The organism is Thiocapsa imhoffii (assembly GCF_016583985.1).
Lineage (GTDB): Bacteria > Pseudomonadota > Gammaproteobacteria > Chromatiales > Chromatiaceae > Thiocapsa > Thiocapsa imhoffii.
On sequence record NZ_NRSD01000015.1, the window covers coordinates 86,986 to 103,754 of the forward strand.

At 63.1% G+C, this 16,769-nt stretch carries 13 protein-coding genes; 6 read left to right on the forward strand and 7 right to left on the reverse strand.

Annotated features, from left to right (window positions below):
• Positions 1–50: 50 nt before the first annotated feature.
• Positions 51–1,028 (reverse strand): RibD family protein, encoded by a 978-nt coding sequence (locus CKO25_RS14085; RefSeq protein WP_200388610.1) that lies wholly within the window; start codon positions 1,026–1,028, stop codon positions 51–53.
• A 244-nt stretch (positions 1,029–1,272) separates the two neighbouring features.
• Between CKO25_RS14085 and CKO25_RS14090 the strand changes: the two genes are divergently transcribed.
• Positions 1,273–2,739 (forward strand): MltF family protein, encoded by a 1,467-nt coding sequence (locus tag CKO25_RS14090; RefSeq protein WP_200388577.1) that lies wholly within the window; start codon positions 1,273–1,275, stop codon positions 2,737–2,739.
• Between the two features lie 150 nt (positions 2,740–2,889).
• Positions 2,890–3,597, forward strand: coding sequence for a Crp/Fnr family transcriptional regulator (locus CKO25_RS14095; protein WP_200388611.1), 708 nt, complete (start codon positions 2,890–2,892; stop codon positions 3,595–3,597).
• Positions 3,598–3,608: 11 nt separating this feature from the next.
• Here CKO25_RS14095 and CKO25_RS14100 read toward each other — a convergent pair whose 3' ends face one another.
• The 5 genes from CKO25_RS14100 to CKO25_RS14120 all read right to left on the reverse strand — a co-directional run bounded on the left by CKO25_RS14100 (position 3,609) and on the right by CKO25_RS14120 (position 12,529).
• Entirely contained in the window at positions 3,609–4,406 is a 798-nt protein-coding gene (locus CKO25_RS14100) for a uroporphyrinogen-III synthase (protein WP_200388578.1), read from the reverse strand.
• Entirely contained in the window at positions 4,406–5,332 is a 927-nt protein-coding gene (hemC, locus tag CKO25_RS14105; protein ID WP_200388579.1) for a hydroxymethylbilane synthase, read from the reverse strand. Before hemC ends, CKO25_RS14100 begins: the two co-directional genes overlap by 1 nt.
• Before the next feature lie 176 nt (positions 5,333–5,508).
• Positions 5,509–10,665: a response regulator gene (locus CKO25_RS14110; RefSeq protein ID WP_200388580.1), complete on the reverse strand. Its 5,157-nt coding sequence runs from the start codon at positions 10,663–10,665 to the stop codon at positions 5,509–5,511.
• A gap of 97 nt (positions 10,666–10,762) precedes the next feature.
• A complete protein-coding gene (locus tag CKO25_RS14115) occupies positions 10,763–11,377 on the reverse strand; it encodes a hypothetical protein (protein WP_200388581.1) in 615 nt (204 codons plus the stop codon).
• Between the two features lie 117 nt (positions 11,378–11,494).
• A complete protein-coding gene (locus CKO25_RS14120; RefSeq protein ID WP_200388582.1) occupies positions 11,495–12,529 on the reverse strand; it encodes a CDP-6-deoxy-delta-3,4-glucoseen reductase in 1,035 nt (344 codons plus the stop codon).
• Positions 12,530–12,559: 30 nt separating this feature from the next.
• Between CKO25_RS14120 and CKO25_RS14125 the strand changes: the two genes are divergently transcribed.
• From CKO25_RS14125 to rbp, 4 genes are all read left to right on the forward strand, one after another.
• The gene (locus tag CKO25_RS14125) at positions 12,560–13,447 is read left to right on the forward strand and encodes an SDR family oxidoreductase (protein WP_200388583.1); all 888 of its coding nucleotides are present in this window, start codon (positions 12,560–12,562) and stop codon (positions 13,445–13,447) included.
• Positions 13,448–13,659: 212 nt separating this feature from the next.
• Positions 13,660–14,070 (forward strand): Rap1a/Tai family immunity protein, encoded by a 411-nt coding sequence (locus CKO25_RS14130; RefSeq protein ID WP_200388584.1) that lies wholly within the window; start codon positions 13,660–13,662, stop codon positions 14,068–14,070.
• Between the two features lie 156 nt (positions 14,071–14,226).
• Positions 14,227–14,457, forward strand: a complete 231-nt coding sequence (locus tag CKO25_RS14135) for a YMGG-like glycine zipper-containing protein (protein ID WP_200388585.1) — start codon at positions 14,227–14,229, stop codon at positions 14,455–14,457.
• A 407-nt stretch (positions 14,458–14,864) separates the two neighbouring features.
• Positions 14,865–15,146: an RNA-binding regulator gene (gene rbp / locus CKO25_RS14140; protein WP_200388586.1), complete on the forward strand. Its 282-nt coding sequence runs from the start codon at positions 14,865–14,867 to the stop codon at positions 15,144–15,146.
• Positions 15,147–15,268: 122 nt separating this feature from the next.
• On the opposite strand, the gene ubiD is transcribed toward rbp, so the two are convergent.
• Complete coding sequence (gene ubiD / locus CKO25_RS14145) at positions 15,269–16,753, reverse strand: 4-hydroxy-3-polyprenylbenzoate decarboxylase (protein ID WP_200388587.1); 1,485 nt, start codon at positions 16,751–16,753, stop codon at positions 15,269–15,271.
• Between the last annotated feature and the right edge of the window lie 16 nt (positions 16,754–16,769).

Genomic DNA, 16,769 nt, shown 5'->3' on the forward strand with positions numbered 1-16,769 from the left:
GCCGGATCACCGTGCCCGGGGGCACTGGTGCACCCGCGCACTGGGCACTGTTAACCGATGCGCACGACCTCGCAGAGGCCTGACGCATCCTCGTCGGGCGACGGAGAAGAGGACTCAGTCCGCGTGCCTAGCTCGAAGTCGTAGAGGATATCGGTGCCCATGCGAAAGAGACGCACCTTCGGTCGCCGTGCGTCCCGCATGGACGCGATGGCCGGGAGCCGCAGCCCCGGCCGGCCGCTGCCGATCAGGATGGGTGACACGGCGATCTGCAGGCGGTCGAGTCGCCCGGCGTCCAAGAATCGCGACACGGTCGTCCCGCCGCCTTCGATGAAGACCCGGCGCAGATCACGCTCCGCCAGGATCTCAAGCAACCGATCAAGATCCAGGCCGGTCTCGTGCAAGGGAACTCCAATCAACTCGGCTTGCCCGGTGTGGGTCTCGTGCGCACCCAGGCGGGTCTGATCACAGCAGAGCAGGGTCGGTGCCTCACCATCGCTGAAGAGGCGCAGATGAGGCGGTAGCCGTCGTCGTGGGTCCAGCACCACCCGCACCGCATTCGTGCCAGGCACTAAGCGGGTGGTCAAACGCGGGTTATCGGCCGCGACCGTTTCGGCCCCGACCAGGACCGCATCGCTGAGAGCACGCATGCGATGCAGATGACGGATGTTGGCCGCGCCCGTGACAGCGCGCGCATCCCCGGTCGCCGTGGCAATGAAGCCATCGAGGCTCTGGCCGAGATGGGCGACGAGGGCGACCCTATCCGGCGGGGGCGCACAGCAGGGCCGATAGAGATCGAGGAAGGCCCGGGTGTCGGCGTCGTCGTCCGCATCGGTGAGCCCAGATTCCAGCCCCGTGTGTAACCCTGACGCCGCGGAGGCGGGCGCGACCCGCGCGGCGCTCCTCGCCCGCCCAGACGGATTGCGTGCGCAGTCGGCAGCTTGCAGAATCAATGCCCAAGTGGGATCGAGGGCCGTGTCATCGGCACCATCGATCCCAGTGGGCTGCGCCGATGGCAGACGCGGGGTCATGTTGGTCACGACGATCGATGTCCTCTGGTGAGCCGGTACCGGACCAGCGAAGCTTGGCGCGATCCGGCTTGATTTGTCACGATACGTGAGTTTTGGCCCAGATGCATGCCCGTAGGTCCGGTCAACGCTGGCTTCGACCTGCTCCTATTCGACCATTGACGGTGCGCGACGGGTAATCGATCCCCCGGTCGGAACAGGCATGAATGGTCACAATCGGAAGGTTCGACATCTGAGGTGAGCGCCGATGAGGTGTGACAGTCGATGTTGTGAACTCCTTGCCGCGGTGATGCTCGGCGTCATCCTCGTCTGGACGCTCTGGCCACAGCGAACGCTTGATGTTCCCACGCCCGCGCCATCCTCCGCGCCCATGCCCGATGATCCCTTGCTTGCCCTGGCACTCGCTCCTTGGACCGGCGATCTGGATGAGATCCTGGAACGTGGGTTATTACGTGTGGCCATCCCCTATGGTCTCACGACCTACTTCATTGACGGCCCCACTCAACGTGGGCTGAGCTATGAACGGGTGGTCGCCTTCGAAGCGGCCCTCAAGCGGACGTTGGGTGCGCGAGCCGCCCATCTCACCTTGGTGATCATTCCCACCAACCTGTCACGGTTATTGCCGACCTTGATCGAGGGCCGTGCCGATCTGGCGGTGGGGAATCTCACGCGAACAGCCGAGCGCAGTGCCCTGGTGGACTTTAGCGACCCATTTGTCACGGGGGTGCACGAGGTGCTCGTGACCGGTCCGGCTGCCCCCGAGATCCGCACCTTCGACGACCTGCTGTCCTCGCGCATCCACGTGCGGCGCTCGAGTAGTTTTTTTGAACATCTCAGTCACTTCAATGCCGAGCGCATGGCCGCGGGTGCGGCGCCGCTACCGGTTCACAGCGCCGATGAGAACCTCTCCGGCGAGGATCTGCTCGAGCAGGTCGCCACCGGGGTGATCCCGGCCACGATCGCCGACGAACCCATCGCCAACCTCTTCGGGCGAATCTTTGAGGACCTGAAGGTTCACGAGGATCTCGTCTTCGCCTCCGACCGCGAGATCGCCTGGGCCATGCGTCACGACAGCCCGCGGCTCAAGGCGCTCGTGAACGCCTATGTTCCCGAGGCACGGCGTGGCAGCATGCTCGGCAATGTCCTGATCGATCGTTATCTGAACAACATCGATTGGGCCAAAAACGCCTTGGCTGGGGACGGACGGCAACGATTCCAACGAGTCGCCAACCTGATGCAACGTCATGCCGTTCGCCATGGTTTCGACTGGCGTTTGATCGCGGCGCAAGGCTATCAGGAATCAGGACTGCGGCAGGATCAGCGCAGTCCGGCCGGTGCCATCGGGGTGATGCAGGTGATGCCGGCGACCGCGCGTGATCCCAACGTTGCGATCCCGGATATCCATCTGTTGGAGCCGAACATTCAAGCGGGCGTGAAATACCTCGCCCTTTTGCGGGACCGCTATTTCAACGAACCGGAGTTGTCGGCGCTTGATCGCACCCTGTTCAGTCTTGCGGCCTATAACGCCGGTCCGAGCAATATCGCACGGGCGCGGCAACGCGCGGTTCTGCTTGGTCTCAACCCGAATGTCTGGTTTGACAACACCGAGATCGCCGCGGCACAGGTGATCAGCGGTGAGCCCGTGGTCTATGTGCGGAACATCTACAAATACTATCTCGCCTACAAACTCGTCAGCGAGGGTGGGTCGCCTTGATCGGGTTCGCACGATCGCGCGCCTTGTCCCACGCCGGAGCCAGGTGTGCAGTGCCACGGCGCACTGATGTAACCTGATCACTCATTGGGGATGGTCCCCTTGAATCCCCGAGGCAAGCCTCATTTTGGCGCAAACACCCGCATGCAGAGCATGATCGATGAATTGAAGACCGCCCCCTTGCTCGCCCATTTGAGTGACGCGCAGCTCGAGCGCGTGTGTCAACAGGCGACACGGGTGTCCTTGGGTGCCGAACAGTTGCTCTTCAGCCAAGGCGATCCGGCGGAGCGTTTCTATCTGGTCCTGAAGGGGCAGATCCAATTGTTCAGATTATCGCCGGGGGGCGCGGAGAAGATCATCGAGTTGGTGTCGCCTGGCCAAACCTTCGCCGAGGCGTTGATGTTCCTCAACGCGCCGCGCTATCCGGTGTGTGCCGGGGCCTTGACCGCAGCCGAGTTGATCAGTCTGGACGCCCGTGATTTCTCGCAGATGCTGCGCGAATCGGTCGAAACCTGTTTCATGATGCTGGGGTCGCTCAGCCAGCGTCTGCGTGGGTTGATTGGGGAGATCGATAACCTGACGATGCACACCGCGAGCAGCCGCGTGGCGCGATACCTGCTTGCCAAGGTTCCCCCCGATCGACGAGGACTCACACTCGACGTGCGCAAGGGCGTGCTGGCATCGCGCTTGTCGATCCAGCCCGAGACCTTCTCGCGCGTGATCAAGGATTTGGGACGCCGTGGGATCATCGAGGTCCAGGGGGCGCAGGTCACCATCCTTGATCGGGCAACTCTCTTCAGGGTCGCGGAGCTCGAACCCAACGCCGAACTGGGTTTCCCTGCTCGGGGAGCGCGTCCCTGACCTTGATCAGGTCAGCACGACCGCGGCGGCAAGCCGGTTTGATCGCCGGTTTCGAACAGCCCGCAAAGGCATTTGAGGATCGCCGTGTCCTCGGCGCGTTCCGCGACCAAGACCCGCGTGAAGCCCAGTTCGCGCGCCGTCTGCGCGGTGCGCTCGGCAATCACCACCAGCGGGGTTTCCAGTAACAAGGACCGTCCCTCGGGGCCGAGCATCGTCATCAGATTGCGCAGGACTTCCTCACTGGTGGCCGTGACCACGGCAACGGAAGCGCGCCAGTCGGCCAGCAGCGGTTGCGGATCGAACGCTGGTAGACAGCGCCGATAGACCTCGGCATAGACCACCTCGGCACCCCGCGCGCGCAAGGTCTCGGCGAGCAGGGTGCGACCGCCATCACCACGGACGATCAGGACCCGCTGGCCCGGCATCGACGCCAATTCGGGCATCCGCAACAAGGTCTCGCTGTCGAAGCGTTCATCTGGCACGAGGTCGGGGACCCGCCCTGCGCTGGCTAAGGCATGCGCCGTCGCACGCCCGACGGCCGCGATCCGCGCCGCCTGCGGCCAAGTGCCATCCGGGGTCAAGGCCAGGGCCTGCTCGACGGCATTGCGACTGACGAAGAACATCAGGTCCCAGGAAGACTGGAGGAGCTGGCGCGCCGCGTCCGGGTCGGTGGTCGGCTCGATCAGGATACTCGGAACCGCGATCGCCCGGCCCTGCGCGGCGGCGATCAACTGACATAATCCCTCAGCCTGGCCAGCCGGTCGCGTCACCAGGACACCGCGCCCCCTCAAATCGCAGGGGGGGCTCATCAGTGTTCCTGTAATGCGCTGAGGATCTCGCCGGCGCCTTGGGCGAGCAGCGCATCGGCGACCTCGGTGCCGATCGCCTCGGGCTGATCACGCGGACCCTCGGCCTGGGCGCGGAGGATCCGGGACCCATCGGGCGTGCCAACAAGCCCCTGCAGCTGCAACCGTTCCCCCTCGATGATCGCATGACCGGCGATCGGCACCTGACACCCGCCATGCAGGCGGGCATTCATCGCGCGTTCGGCCCGCACACGTTCGGCGGTGTCACGATGATGCAAGGGGTCGATCAAGGCATGGATGCGTTCATCGGCACAGCGGCATTCGATCCCGATCGCCCCTTGACCGATCGCGGGGAGGCTGTCGGCGAGCGCGATCCGACCCCGAATCCGCGCCTCGAAGCCCAGGCGCATCAGGCCCGCGGCGGCGAGGATGATGGCGTCGTACTCACCGGCATCGAGCTTAGCAAGCCGTGTGTTCACGTTGCCGCGCAGTGGTTCGATGCGCAGATCCGGTCGGCGATCGGCGATTTGACACTGGCGACGGAGGCTCGAGGTGCCGACGCAGGCACCCCGCGGCAGTTCATCGAGCGTCGCGTAGTGATTGGAGACAAAGGCGTCACGCGGATCCTCACGGTCCATGATGACGGCTAAATGCAATCCCTCGGGGAAGTCGACGGGGACATCCTTCATCGAGTGCACCGCAATGTCTGCCTCGCCATCAAGCATCCCTTGCTCCAATTCTTTGACGAAGAGACCCTTGCCACCGACTTTTGCCAGCGGGGCATCCAGAATTTTATCGCCCTTCGTGGTCATCCCGATGATCTGGACTTCCAAGTCGGCATGGCGTGCACGCAACAGCGCGGACACATGCTCGGCCTGCCACATGGCCAGAGGAGATTTGCGGGTGGCGATACGGATGATGTTCGACATGGTGGATCCTTAGGAAGGCTGCTGTGCGTGCACGGCACAGCGGAGACAAGGTCGGCATGGGTTTCAGACCCGCCCGCACCAGTCATGATGGTCTGCGGGCGGTGACGGAGTGCGATTGTGTCATAACCAGGGCCATCTCTTCGAACTCGAACGACAAAATCGCGCGCTGCCGTCGCTCATGCGTCCTCTGGCGCCTGGCAACCCAGCCACTGGCTCAAGGTGTCATAGAGTTTCACGCTGTCGATGGGCTTGGCGAGATGCGCGTTCATCCCGGCCGCGCGGGCTTGATCCCGATCGACTTCCATGACAGCGGCCGACAGGGCAATGATGGGGAGCCGTGGGTGTCGTGCACGAATCCGGCGGGTTGCCTCGAACCCATCCATGACCGGCATTTGCAAATCCATCAAGATCAGGTCGAACGACTCCTTGTTGGCGAGTTCGACGGCCTCGGCGCCATGATTGGCGATGGTCACGCGCACTTGGGTGCGCTCCAGCATCCGCACGGCGACCAGTTGATTGATGGCGTTGTCCTCGGCGAGCAAGATGGAATGCCCAGCGAATGAGGGCGGCTGCACGGGACGGGGAGGTGGTCGCAGTTGGGGTTGATCGCCACGGGCCTCGACCATGGCATCAAGGAGCGCGGAGGCGGTCACGGGTTTTCCGAGGAACCCATTGAAACCCTGCGCCGACTTCGGCAGTTGATGACGGTTGTAGGCACTGACGATGATCACGGGGGCCTCGGTGCCGACCAGAACCTTCTCATCACGCAAGCGCTGGAGTTCGCGCACCGCCTCCAGTCCGTCGATCGCACCGGGCATCTTCCAATCCATGAGCACGAAATCGAAGGGCGTTCCGGTACGATCGGCCGCGACCACGGCGTCGATTGCCGCCTGCCCGCTGTCGGCTTCACTGATCTGGCAAGAACAGGATTCGAGGATCTCACGCAGCAGGGTGCGCGCGATCGCCTGATCATCGACCACCAGCACGCGACAACTTTTCACACGCGAGTCGAGTGTCTCCGATGAGGTCTCACGCGAGACCGGGAGCGTCAGTTCGAAGGAAAAGGTGCTTCCCTGTCCCGCCGTCGAGTGTACCTGGAGGTTTCCGCCCATGTATTCCAAGAGTTTCCGGCTGATCACCAAACCGAGACCGGTTCCACCGAATTTGCGAGTCGTGGAGGTATCGGCCTGGGAAAAGGGTTGAAAGAGCCGTGCAAGCTGCTGTGCATCGATTCCGATCCCGGTGTCCAGGATCTCGAAGCGCAATTGAACCCGGTCGTGATCACCCCACAGCCGGGTGATCCGCAGTTCGATCGAACCCTGTTCGGTGAATTTCAGGGCATTGCCAAGCAGGTTGGAGAGGACCTGTCCGAGCCGTAATGCATCGCCGACCAGCGACTTGGGCACCTCGGGTGAGACTCTGAAGAAGAGCTCCAGTCCTTTCTCACCGGCCAGCGAACCGAACAAGGTGGCCATCTGGTCGAGCAAGCGATCGAGCCGGAAGGCATGTTCATCGAGTTCCAGTTTACCGGCCTCGATCTTTGAATAATCGAGGATGTCGTTGATGATCCCAAGCAAGAGGCGCGAGGAGTCATGGATTTTCGTGACATAGTCGCGTTTCTCCTCGTCGAGATCCTTGCTCAAGAGGATCTGACTGAGGCCGATCACCGCATTCATGGGCGTGCGGATCTCGTGGCTCATGTTGGCGAGGAACTCGCTCTTGGAGCGGTTTGCCGCCTCGGCCTGCTCGCGACTGAGACGTAAGGCATCCTCGGTTTCACGCCGTTTGCGCACATTCACCAGCATTTGGGCAAAGACGGTCAATAAGCGCAGTTCCACCTCAGAGTAGCGGTGGTGGTGACGGACCGAATCGAAGCCGACGAATCCTAGGCAGGTCTCGCCATCGGTCAAGGGAACCGTAAGGAGGCTTTTGATTCCCTGCGGTTCGAGGATCGGTCGCACCTCGTCCTCAGGAGGCAAGGCCAAGACATCGGGGATATGGACGACCTCGCCGCGACGGTGCGTGACGGTCCAACTGGTCATCAGTTCGACTGGCACCGCTCGCAACTGTTCGATCTGGGGCTCGATGCCCGGTGCGCACCACTCATGGGTGTTGATACAGATGCCGTGCGTGAAGTCATAGTCGAACAAATAGGCCCGATCGGCCTTGACGAAATCACCCAGATTACCGAGCGAGGTCTCGATCGCACCATCGACGCGATCGAGCGGCAGGCTGATATAGGTGGCCGAGATCTCCATCAAGAGATCCTGTAATCGGGTCTGTTGTTGCAGCCTCTGCTCGCGGTCTTGCAACCGTGAGAAGGTGTCGAGGCGGCGAATCGTGCTCCCGATGACCTGCACGAGCAATTGCAGCAGACCGATCTCACTCTCGCTCCAGTGCCGTGGTCGTGCGACCACATCGAAGCCCACGACGCCCCAGAGTCGTCCTTTGCTGTCGACCATGGGGAGGCTGAGCAGTGCCCGAGTGCCCCGTGCAAACAGGATCGCGAGATCAGCCTGGGCCTCACGCGGCAGGTTGGTGACATCCGGGATGTGCAGGGTTTGGAGGTTCGCAACCCGGGTCCGCCACCAGGGCAGTTCGGCGTGGGTCGTCTCCTGGACCTGATGCCAGGGGGAGATCACCTTCGCAGCACACCACTGCGCGCTCAGCGTTAGGGCTGAGTCGTGTTCGCCGATTCGGATCAGATAGGCGCGATCGACATCGAGCAGGAGTCCAAGCTGCGCGAGGGCCTGCCGCAGGGTGTCCTCGAAGGTCTTCGGGTTCGCCGCCGCGAAACGTGCCGAGATCGCCGTGGCGGTACTTTCGAGTTCCAAGCGGCGTGCGGTGTCGATTTGGGCCTGTTTGCGTGCACTGATGTCGCGCGCCACGGAATAGATGAGCTCCCCAGCCGGAAAGGATCGCCATTCGAGCCAGAGATAATGGCCGTCGTGGTGGCGGCAGCGATTCTCGAAATTCAATACCGGCGCCTGCCTTCCGAGCTGCGCCAGGGCGTCGTGCGTGCTCTCGAGGTCATCGGGATGGATCAACTCAAGAAAACGACGCCCTTGCAACGCGCTCGTCGGGTAGCCAAGGATGCGTTCCCATTCGCCATTGAGACGCACGAATTCACTGGTGGGCGTGGCGATGCAAAGCATGTCCAAACCGGCCGTGAAGAAGCGATCGAGTTCCGCGGTTCGTGCCTTGACCAAGCCCACCAGACCGGCGTGACGGCGCGCGAGGAAGCCGGAGATCAGGACCGCAATGCCGGTGAGTGCCAGTCCGGTCAATGCCGTCATCCAACCGGCTCGGATCGGATGTCGCTTGAGAAAATCGGGTCCGGCGCTCGCCGAGAGCACGAACGTTCGACCGAAGACGGGAATGATGCGCGTGAGGATCGGGACGGTGTCAGGTTGTTCCTCGAGCAAGCCCGTGGTGGCGCGCTGAGTGATGGTGCCATCCTCGCGTACCTGGGCAATCGCGATCGAATGGCTGGACTCGGGGCCGAGGCTGAGGAGCAAGTCATCCTGGCGAAGCGCCGCGCTCGCGTAACCGAGCAGTTGCCCCGTGTGATCCATGACCGGCTGGAATACGATGATCTGGCGTGTCGCGTCGGACTCGATCGCAACGTCCCTAGCGGCCCGATGAATGGGTGCGACCGGACTTGTGGCCATGCTCAGGCCGGAGCGTGCGCTTTCGCTGAGCGCGTCCTGATAGCGGGGGTCAGACGTGAAGTCGAACCCGAGGATCATCTCATTGTCGGGATGAGCCGGCGCGATGAAACGGGTCGCGCAGTGCCGCGCCCGGGTGGTGACAGCGCCCGGTTGCTGCCGTGCGTTGAACTCCCAGAGCGTCAGGGGGGGCTGCCCATCCAGCGTCGCCTGTTCCTGCGCGAGCACCGCCCACTCGCTCGGGTCGAGACAGGGCACCCAACCCCAGGCTTGCACGGCGGGGTTCATGGCGAGAAAGCGCGTGAAGTGCTCGAAACGCTCGGCGGTCAGGTCGGTTGCCGTCGCGATAAAGGCACTCAAGGCCTGCAGTTCGGTATCACGCAGATGACGTAGGATGGTCGCAATGGCATCGGTGCGGCTGGTCGCCAATTGCGCGAATGACCAGGCCCGTGCTTGCTGCTCGCGCTCATGGGACGTCCAGGTTGCGAACAGGGTCAGGGTCAGGCCGAACAGGAGCGCCAACAGGGGTTCGAGGTGGCGCATCCAAGCCGGGGCGGCGTTTCCAAGGCGCGTCCGACGCCTGAGCAACAGGGCGCCAATGGCGAGGATCAACAGCAGTGTCACGGTCAGGAGCGCGGAGGGGACCGCGGCGGTCGTGAGTTGGTCCTGCCAGGTGGCGGCATCGATATCGATCCCAAAGGCCGCGACCACGCTGCCCTCCGTGCGGTAGGCCCCAGCGCACAGGATCATGTCGTCCACGCGTTTGACGAAGGTGGTTTTGGGCTCGATCGCGCCGGTGAGCGGATTGAGATACTCATAAGCCACCCAGCCCTCGCCGGTGGTGAGGGCAATGCGTTGGATCTCCTGCCGGAAGGGCTGGCCACCCGGACGATCGTCCTCGTCGACCAGATTCAGACCGACCAGTTCGGGTCGGATCGGATGGGCAATGAAGGTCATGTCCAGGTCGTAGGCGAAGGCATAGAGGTCGCCCCGATGAAAGAGGCCGTCACGCTGCGCCATGGCCTCGAGCAGCGCGGCCTGACCCTGCTCGCGATAGACGTCGGCCGCGCGGTTTACCAGGGCGCGGGCGTCAGCGGGTTGCGCTCCGTTTGAGCTGGTATGGGCGGGGTCGAAAAGCGGCACCAGTGCCGAGACCCAGGTTCCCCAGCGGTCAGTGAGCGGCCCGCTGATCTGTGCCTGACCGGTCGCAAACACACGTCGGTCAACCTCGGTGGCCTCGTGATAAATGTCGCCGGGAGGGGAATAATCCTCGGATTCGGGGGGTTCGTTATCCAGGAGCAGGATGATCTGACCATCGGCGCGACGCCCCATGAGATAGACAAAGCGGTAGCGTGCGTCATGCTGTTGAATCTGGCTGAACTGGCGCTTCAGTCGTTCGTATTGCGGTCGCTCGAGATCGCTGTCGGCTCCTTCCAGGGTCTTGATCTGCTCGATGTTGAGTGCGTTGGCAATGAGCTGGGCCTCGAACAGCAAACGGTTCTTGAGTTCGTGATCGGCGTGTTGAACCGCCATCCAACCGGTGGCGGTCCCGCCGAGGAGGATCAGCAGGGTCACCAGGCTGAGGGGCAGCCAGCGGGGCACGCGTCGTGAGCGGGCGGCCGCTTGAGCGTGTGAGGGGGCATTGAGCGCCGAACCAGTCATCATTTAGGTCGCCGGCAAGGTGACGGATGGCCGAATCCCGGCGCCTCTGAGTCCCGACCGGCGGGCTGCGGCGGGCGAGGGGATCCACGTGTTCGATCCCTTAGGGCAAAAATCCATCCGCCTTGAGTTTGTCAATCACGGCAGCGATGACGTCACTGATCATCGTCTGCTCGGAATTGGGGTCCAAGGTCTCGGAGCGCCCGGACCAGACCAAGGTCGCACGGGCCGCGTTATAGAGGTTGGCCTCTAAGCGTAGCGCGTTGTAGTCGGCGTAGTAGCCCGGCGTGGTCACGTCACTGAGGATTCTGCCATAGTAGGGGTAGAGTTTGCCGTAAACGCTGGGCACCACATGCGTGCTCTTCCACACGGGGTTCGCATCGTCGGCCTGAGCCGCCAGATAGGTGATGATCACGCCGTCCGCGCCGGACTTGCCCACGGCTTCCTGAACGGCCTTGGCGCTGCCGACATCGCGGTCCGAGAGGAGCGTGTGGGCCGCGCGCGCACGCACGCCCGCCGCCTGCAAGGCGTCGACGAAGTTGTCCTCATAAGCACGCCGGATCGTGGGGTTGGGGGCAACACCGAAGACGACGAGGTCACGATAGGGCTGCGGCGCGGCGCCGGGCTCGGTCCAGGTCGAGGTCAAGGGGCCCCGTGTGCAAGCCGTCGCGAACACGGCGATCAAGCCGAGGGTGACGGCAAGCCGGGCTGGGCGCATGGGTGAATCTCCACAAGGAACAGACTGCTCTGCTGGACAGCGGAGTGTGCCTTGCCAAGCACGGGCGAACAAGGACCAGCGCGCTCGACGGCGGTGCGGGAGCGCGTCCTGCTGGTGTCACGGGGCGGGAGTGGAGTGGGGGCGTGCTGGACTGTCGGTGGCATACTCGAACGCGTCGGAGAAGATCCGTTCGCGATCGGCTCCGATCGCCACGAACGCCGCGCGTCCCGCGGCGACCATCGCGGGCGGACCACTGAGGTAGAGATCATGGTCAGCGAGGCTTGGGTGGTCTGCGACCACTGCGCTATGCACCAGTCCGGTGCGGCCACGCCAGTCGGAATCGGGTTGCGAGAGAACGGGAACGAAATGGAAATTGGCCAATTGGCGTGACCACTGCTCGGGCAGTTCGGGCAGATACAGATCATGACGTGCCCGCACTCCCCAGTAGAGTGTGAGCGGTCGTGTGAGTCCACGATGTAGGGCATGCTCGATCATGCCCTTCAAGGGCGCGAAGCCCGTGCCGCCACCCATCATGATGATGGGGCGCTCCGTGTCTTCGCGCAGGACGAAGGTCCCGAGCGGACCCTGGAAACGGAGGATGCTCTTTTCGGGCAGGGCCTCGAAGATCTCGGTCGTGAACGATCCACCTGGTACCTGGCGGACGTGCAGTTCGAGTTCCGCGTCCGCGTGCGGCGCATTGGCGATCGAGAAGGCCCGGCGCCGGCCGTCGCGCAGGATGAACTCCAGATATTGGCCAGCTAGGAACGCGAGCCGCTGCTGTTCGGGCAATTTGAGGAAGAGACGCATGACATCATGATTGAGCTGCTCCTTACGCACCAGGCGACAGGGCAGGGTCTTGACCTCGATGAAGGCGACGGAGCTGAGCTCACGCACCTCGAGCACCAGGTCGGTTTCCGCGACCGCCAGGCACGGTAGGCAGGTCTCGGGCGGTTGGCCCTCCAGGGCCTCCGGTTGTGTGTTCGGGTAGTGGACCCGACCTTGGCGCAGAGACGCCGCGCAGGAACCACATCGCCCATTGCGACAACCGTAGGGCAGGGTGATCCCCTGTCGGAGTGCGGCGTCGAGCACCGTCTCGTCGGGGGTCGCCACGAACTGGTGATCCGCGGGCATGGTGCGAATGGTATGGGTCATAAGGATCGCATCGGATGACGAGGTGGCATCATGTCGGAGAAATTCATCATTGGTTGCGGATATGTGGGCGAACGGCTGGCCCGCCAATATCTTGAAGCCGGCGAAGCGGTGACGGGACTGGTGCGCACCGAGGCCAGTGTAACGCGCTTGACTGATCAGGGGATTCGGGCGCGGGCCGTGGATCTCTCGCGAGAGACTCCAAGCACGCTGTCGTTCCAGGACGCGCTCGTCTTTCATCTTGCGCCCCCACCTGGCGGCGGGGTGCGCGACCCTCTCACCCGCCACCTGATCGCGCTGTTCGAGACGCTCGGGTCGCCCAAACGGGTCCTCTATCTCAGCACGACCGGAGTCTATGGTGACTGTGGAGGACGCTGGATCGACGAGCATGAGCCGGTCAAGCCGGTCGCTGAGCGTTCCCAGCGGCGTTGGGATGCTGAAGAGCGCCTGCGCGACTGGAGCCGTGCGAGTGGGGGCGAGCTTGTGATCCTGCGGGTCGCTGGGATCTACGGCCCCGAGCGCCTGCCCTTGGCACGTCTGCGCTCGGGGGCCCCGATGGTGCGGCCCGAGCAGGCTCCCTACACCAATCGGATTCATGTCGAGGATCTGGTGACGGTCTGCATGGCGGCGATGGCCCGCGCCGAACCGGGTGCCGTCTACAATGTCAGCGACGGGCATCCGAGCACCATGACCGAATATTTTCAAGCCGTCGCCGCCGCCGTCGGGTTACCTGCGCCGCCGCTCATCCCCCTCGAAGAGGCCGCGGGGCAGGTGTCCGAGGGCATGCTCTCTTACTTAAGAGAGTCACGACGCCTGCGCAACGATCGGCTCAGAACCGAACTTGGTGTGGTGCCGCGGTATCCTGATCTCGCGGCGGGCCTCGCGGCCCTCTCCACCGCGCCGCCGGCAGCGGCTTCCTAGGGAGGATGCACCGCGTTGGGATCACAGGCTATGATTGGCGACCGCTTCTACCCATGGGGCGGCCAGGGGCGCTCAGCGAATCGCTCGATCGCAGCACCCGCTGGACACGTGAGTCACCCAGAAAGGGTGGCGCTTCACCCGTTTGGATCATGGACCGCCCGGATCAATCAACCTGGATCAATCAAAACAGAACCGTTACAAGGAGTCCCACGATGAGAGCAACCAACCCCTATCCGTCGGCCCTGTTCGCGGCCCTGATTGCCGGAGCCGTTTTCACGGCCCCAACGGTGAGCGCACTCGAGGAAGATCTTTTCCATTACGACAGCACCGACGATCTCTATACGATCTGTGCCACGCCGGCAGAGTCTGATTTCTACATGCTGGCGTCCCTGGCCTGTCGTGCCTTCATTCAGGCGACCATTCAGTATCACGATGCCGTGACCGACCGGAATCATCTCAAGCCGCTGGTGTGCTACCCACAAGGCACGACGATCGAGCAGGCCCGCGATGCCTTCGTCGCCTGGGGCCAAGCCAATGCCGAGAATGCCGAGTTGATGGGTGAGCCGCCCGTGAAGGGTCTGGTGCGCGCCTTGGCGGCCAAATATCCCTGCGCGAAGCGCTAGGCCTGATGCGCGACGACGCTGACGCGACCGCCATGTGGGTTTCGGCCTGATCGCAGGCGCATGGTGCCACTGCGGGTCTTCTCGGATTGGCCGCAACATCGCGCCCCCTTTCAAGCAGGCGTCCCGCTCAATGACGCCGGATTCTGGAGTGAGACCATGAAGCTTTTGACGATGACCTTGGTGCTAACGAGCGTCCTGGCACTCGTCGCCTGTGGGTCGACGACCACCTCGCGGGTTGCGACCGGGACCGGCATGGGGGCCGCGACCGGCGCCATCGTTGGATCACTCAGCGCGAACGCCGGGCGTGGCGCGTTGATCGGTGCCAGTGTCGGCGCGCTGGGCGGCGTGCTGGTCGATGAACATCAGCGCGGCAGTTTCAGCAACTGAGTCACCTGGCCACGGCCCGGCGCGGTGCCTTCATGTGGCGCCGCGCTGGAGCCAAGTGACTGTAGTTGGGTGCGGAGTCCCGCGCGCTTGCCTATGCAATCGTCATGAAATTGTCAAGGTCATGGAGTTGACGACAATGACTTGATGGTCTAGTTTTTCTTCAGTGACACGCAGACGGACTGGCTTTGAGTCCAGGGACCTATGCTCGCAACACTGAATCTCTTGCCGATGCTTCCCCCCGTCCTGCCAGCGGTCTATCCCTCTCATTCATTCCTATTCAGTGCCCTATGTCCCGCGCGCGAGGCCTGTCTGCCTTGCGGTCTGGTTTGTTTACTGTCGAGTCGACTTGTGTGTTGGCCACTCGGCAGTCTTGGTTCGCGCAACGCACATCAGCATGAGAGACAGCGATGAGGATCTATGTCGGCAACCTGCCCTATAGTGTCACGGAGGATGATCTGCGTGATGTCTTCGGACAATTCGGCGATCTTGCCTCCGCGGAGGTGATCATGGACAAGTTTTCAGGCCAGTCCAAGGGATTTGGCTTCGTGGACATGCCCAATAATGCCGAGGCCGATGCGGCGATCAAAGCGTTGAACGAGACCGATCTAAAGGGTCGGAAGCTGACCGTGAACGAGGCACGACCGCGTTCCGATCGTCCGCGTGGCGGTGGCGGTGGGGGCCGCTATTAATCCAACGCACCTGATTGATCTTCAGCATCCACTGCCGGGGCCCGCGACCTGTATCAGGCGCGCCCCGGCAGCATGCGATGCGGCGGCCTGATGCGTCCGCCAACGTGCTGGTCGCAATGGGGTCAGCGCACCGGCTGAGGGAGCCTGATCCCGAGACGTGACCAGATGGCATCCACCCGCTCCCGCACCCCCTCGTCCATCCGAATCGGCACGCCCCATTCGCGAGTCGTTTCTCCCGGCCACTTGTTCGTGGCATCGAATCCGATCTTCGAGCCCAGGCCCGAGACGGGCGAGGCGAAATCGAGATAATCGATCGGCGTGTTCTCGATCATCACCGTATCCCGGGCCGGATCCATGCGTGTCGTCATGGCCCAGATCACATCTTTCCAGTCGCGCGTGCAGACGTCGTCGTCGACGATGATGACGAATTTCGTGTACATGAACTGTCGCAGGAAGGACCAAACTCCGAGCATCACCCGTTTGGCGTGACCGGGATACTGTTTCTTGATACTGACGACCGCTAAACGATAGGAACAGCCTTCGGGTGGCAGGTAGAAGTCCTGAATCTCGGGAAACTGCTTCTGCAGGATGGGGACGAACACCTCGTTTAAGGCCACCCCGAGGATGGCGGGTTCGTCCGGCGGGCGTCCGGTATAGGTGCTGTGATAGATGGGATCACGGCGCTGGGTGATGCGGTTAATGGTGAAGACCGGGAATTGTCCGACCTCGTTGTAGTATCCGGTGTGGTCGCCGAACGGCCCTTCCGCGGCCTGCTCATCCGGGTGAATGTGTCCCTCGAGAATGATCTCGGCGCTCGCCGGAACCTGGAGGTCCGATTCCTGACAGGCGGCCAGTTCGGTGCGGCTGCCGCGCAGTAAGCCGGCAAAGGCATACTCCGAGAGGCTGTCCGGGACCGGGGTGACCGCGCCCAGAATGGTGGCGGGATCGGCGCCAAGCGCGACGGCGACCGGAAAGGGCTTGCCCGGATGCGCCCGCTGCCAGTCGCGGAAGTCGAGCGCGCCGCCGCGATGGGCGAGCCAGCGCATGATCACCCGATTGCGCCCGATCACCTGCATCCGATAGATGCCGAGATTGTGGCGGGCCTTCTCAGGCCCTTTCGTGATCACCAGGCCCCAGGTGATCAAGGGGGCGGCATCGCCGGGCCAGCAATGCTGGATCGGGAGCCGGCCGAGATCGACCTGATCACCACTGAGCACCACCTCCTGACAGGGTGCGTTGCGGCGCACCTTCGGCGCCATGTCCAGGACCTTTTTGAAGATTGGCAAGGACTGCCACGCATCCTTCATCCCTTTCGGCGGGTCGGGCTCCTTCAGGAAGGCTAGGAGCTTGCCAACCTCGCGCAGTGCCTGGACCGACTCCTCGCCCATGCCGAGGGCGACCCGCCGGGTCGTGCCGAATAGATTCCCGAGCAGTGGGATGCTGGAGCCTTTCGGACGCTCGAACAGGAGGGCCGGACCGCCCCCCCGCAGGGTGCGGTCGCAGATCTCCGTCACTTCCAGATAGGGATCGACCTCGACACCAATCCGCTGCAACTCACCGCGCTGCTCAAGCTGTTCGATGAAGTCGCGTAAATCATGATATTTCATTGTGCAGTCAGCCCGT